5 protein-coding genes are annotated in these 3,632 nt (G+C 34.3%); 3 read left to right on the forward strand and 2 right to left on the reverse strand.

Features of this window, described 5'->3' with window-relative positions; all coding sequences use genetic code 11:
• Nucleotides 1-172: 172 nt before the first annotated feature.
• A complete protein-coding gene (locus VFM92_RS15765; RefSeq protein ID WP_325123191.1) occupies nucleotides 173-364 on the reverse strand; it encodes a hypothetical protein in 192 nt (63 codons plus the stop codon).
• Nucleotides 365-368: 4 nt separating this feature from the next.
• Nucleotides 369-1,499 (reverse strand): serine hydrolase, encoded by a 1,131-nt coding sequence (locus VFM92_RS15770; RefSeq protein WP_325123192.1) that lies wholly within the window; start codon nucleotides 1,497-1,499, stop codon nucleotides 369-371.
• Between the two features lie 157 nt (nucleotides 1,500-1,656).
• Here VFM92_RS15770 and VFM92_RS15775 point away from each other — a divergent pair, with 157 nt between their 5' ends.
• From VFM92_RS15775 to VFM92_RS15785, 3 genes are all read left to right on the forward strand, one after another.
• A complete protein-coding gene (locus tag VFM92_RS15775) occupies nucleotides 1,657-2,253 on the forward strand; it encodes a LemA family protein (protein WP_325123193.1) in 597 nt (198 codons plus the stop codon).
• A gap of 168 nt (nucleotides 2,254-2,421) precedes the next feature.
• Complete coding sequence (locus VFM92_RS15780) at nucleotides 2,422-2,928, forward strand: FKBP-type peptidyl-prolyl cis-trans isomerase (protein ID WP_325123194.1); 507 nt, start codon at nucleotides 2,422-2,424, stop codon at nucleotides 2,926-2,928.
• Between the two features lie 66 nt (nucleotides 2,929-2,994).
• Nucleotides 2,995-3,432 (forward strand): TPM domain-containing protein, encoded by a 438-nt coding sequence (locus tag VFM92_RS15785; RefSeq protein ID WP_325123195.1) that lies wholly within the window; start codon nucleotides 2,995-2,997, stop codon nucleotides 3,430-3,432.
• The last annotated feature ends 200 nt before the right edge of the window (nucleotides 3,433-3,632 follow it).

A 3,632-nucleotide genomic window follows, 5' to 3' on the forward strand; every position in this document is an offset into this window, starting at 1 on the left:
CTTTCTTTTTAACTGAAGTAACCTGGAAATATTCGAGAATCCCTTCTGGCAAAAACAACTCAATTAAACTCTGATCCACTTTGTCTTTTTTTGACAAAGTTAATTCTTCAATCCTAAATCCCCAGAATTATTGCTTGATCCTGAAAACGCACATCATTCTAACGGTTTGAATTTAATCTTCCGAATTAGACTTTAATTTCCGAATATATCTATTTAATACAAAAGCAGCAGTCCAAAAAGCCAAAGCTATCAGTGTATATTTCATTTCCTCGCCTTCTGCGTAGCGTAAGCTGTAATAAAACACCATAAACATGATGGCCACCAATACCCAATATATAATTCTTAAAAACTTAGTATACTCCATATCTTTATTTCAACAATTCATAAGCAGCCTCCACATAGGTATAAACATCATTAGGATGTTCCCCTGTGAACAGTTTACTTCTACTTTTTCCTAATCGTACTACTACAGCATTTTCATCTTTCAAAACAAATATGTATTGCCCCAAAATGCCTCTTGCATAAGGAATTTGCTTTCCATTATAGTTTAAAATCCACCATTGATAACCGTAATGTGGAATACTTTTTTCAGACCCCGTCAGTTTTGCTGGCTGAATCGCCATTTCAATATATTCCGCTGGAACCACTTGGTCACCATCCCAGCTACCATTATTTAAAATGAGCTGACCAATTCGAGCAAAATCACGAGCAGTGCTATTGAAACAACAAAATGCTTTTTCCATTCCTCCTGCTCTGTCCAAACTCCAAAGCGCATCATTTTCAGCTCCAATTTTTCTCCACAATCGATTGGTGGCATAGTCGCTTATGGACTGACCCGTGGCCGTTTCCAAAACTTCTGCCAATATCTGAGTATTGATACTTTTATAAGCAAATTCTTGAGATGGCTCTTCCGATACCTCCAATTCTGCAACTAATTTTGTTAAATTATTTCCATAATAAGCAGCAGTGGTTTTGGAAAATGGGCTCATATAAGCTTCATTCCAATCAATACCGGAGCTCATAGTGAGTAAATCTTTAATTAATATTTTTGATTTCTCGCCTTCTTTAAAAGATTCTAAAAAATCAGAAACTGGCTGAAATACACTCTCTATTTTTCCTTCTTCTATAGCAATACCAACTAATAAACTCACTATACTCTTGGCTGCCGAGAATGAGTTAGATATTTCCTTTTCATCATATCCCAAAAAATATTTTTCATAAAAAAGAGCCGTATCTTTCACCACCAAAAAAGCAGTGGTTTCATAAGCCTGAAGCTCGTCTTTGTAGGTCTGCCCCATTTCATATTGATTGTATTGGGGAGATTTTTCCCAAGCTTGAGGATTGCTGGCCACTATTGTTCTATTCTCAAACATTTCGTAATCGTCAATATCAGCTGTTAAATGAAGAAATGCCTTTTGTGCATAATTAGGTATAAAGAAATATATTATCCCTATTATTATCACGATCAATAAACTGTAACCACTAATCTTTTTTAACATTATATTCATGCTTTTTTTCAGAACAAATGTAAAAATAAGCCTTCGAAAATCATTTATCAGCATTAATTTGAAATGAATTTCAAAATCAACATTTCTCTGTTACCTTCGTAATCAATATGCTGAGGAAGCATGTAAAACTAAATCTAATTTATTTATTATGAAAAAAGGTCTTTTAATAACCATAGGCGTAATAGCCGTTATTGCTTTTATACTTTATCGAGTTTTTGCGGGTTCCTATAATAAAATGGTCTCCAAAGAAGAGCAAGTAACTGGGGCTTGGGCTCAAGTAGAAAATGTTTATCAAAGAAGAGCAGATTTAATCCCGAATTTGGTGAATACAGTAAAAGGTTATGCTGATTTTGAACAAGAAACTTTACAAGGTGTGATTGAAGCACGCTCAAAAGCAACTGGTGTAAATGTGAATGCTGATGATTTAAGCCCAGAAAAATTGGAACAATTCCAGCAAGCACAACAAGGATTGAGTTCTGCTTTATCACGATTGATGGTGATTGTGGAAAGATATCCTGACCTTAAAGCAAATCAGAATTTCATTAAATTGCAAGACCAGCTGGAAGGAACTGAGAACCGAATTGCAGTGGAAAGAAGAAGGTTTAATGAGGTGACTCAAGAATACAATACGTATATAAGAAAATTCCCTCAAACGATGCTAGCAGGCATGTATGGCTTCGAAAAGAAAGGATATTTTGAAGCTGACCAAGGTGCTGATGAAGTTCCGGAAGTGACCTTTGACTAAATAGAAACTCTATTACTAAAAAGCTTCTGGATGATTTTCAGAAGCTTTTTTTGTTTAGTACAAATGCTGTTTTATCCTACAACTTATATTGTAATGGAAATTACAGTAATCTAGCTCACAATAATTAAAGGCTATAAAACATCCAGCAATTTCATAAGTTAATATGACATGGAAATTCAAGAAAGCACTGTCGTTACCTTATCATATCACGTTCGAAAAAAGGATGAAGAAGGAGAATTGGTGGGTTTCTCAGAACAATCCTACCCTTTGCGATTTCTATTTGGCACTGGAAAAATGCTTCCCTATTTTGAAGAGCAACTTAAAGGAAAAAACCAAAATGAAACTTTTGCTTTTAGACTTCCTGCCGACTTTGCTTATGGAAAAAAAGATGAGAGTTTAATTAAATCAATTCCTATAGAAGAGTTTACTGAAAAAGAAGGTTACACTAAGGAAACCTTAGAAGTTGGTGCTTACATTCGTTATGAAAACAGTGAAGAATCTCAAAGCGGATTAATAATTGATAAAAACAGAAAAGAAATAAAGGTAGATTTCAATCACCCATTGGCTGGACAAGATTTATTCTTTAAAGGGAATATCATTTCCGTAAGGAAAGCTTCTTTTGAGGAAATTGAAAGGCAACATCATATCGAACCTGACGGAATCAGGTTTCAATAATTACCTTAGTTCATAACTATTGCCTTTCTTAATCGTATTCCAATGAAGATTTAGTAAATTTACGCTATGGCAAAAGACGCATTTACCGAAGAAGAAAAGAAAAAAATTGTTAATGCAATTAAAGAAGCTGAGCGCAATACCTCAGGTGAAATTCAAGTGCACTTGGAAAACCATTGCAAAGAAGATGTAAAGGACCATGCTGCTTACATTTTTAAGACTTTGAATATGCACAAAACCGAATTGCGTAATGGCGTTTTATTCTATATGGCTATTAAAGATCATAAATTTGCCATTTTAGGAGACGCAGGGATTAATAATAAAGTGCCCGAAAACTTTTGGGATGACATCAAGGAACATATGCTTTCTCATTTTAAAAATGGAGATTTAATTGCTGGATTAAGCGAAGGCATCAAAATGGCTGGCGAACAATTAGCTGCACATTTTCCATTTAAAAAGGATGATGAAAATGAATTACCAGATGAGATTTCTTTTGGGAAGAATTAAACTCAAACATCTCGCTAAGTCTCATAGTCTTCATAACGATAAAAATGGGAACCCGCTTCCGTGGCTGTTGCACAACTCAAATGTAGTGTAATTTAGACTTAGTATATATATATATATACTATATAAACATCTGACTATCAGTTGTATAAGTCTATTTTATTTGCTATATTTTGCCATGCAAGGAAGAAAGAATTATCAAG

Source organism: Marivirga sp., assembly GCF_035704835.1.
Classification (GTDB): domain Bacteria; phylum Bacteroidota; class Bacteroidia; order Cytophagales; family Cyclobacteriaceae; genus Marivirga.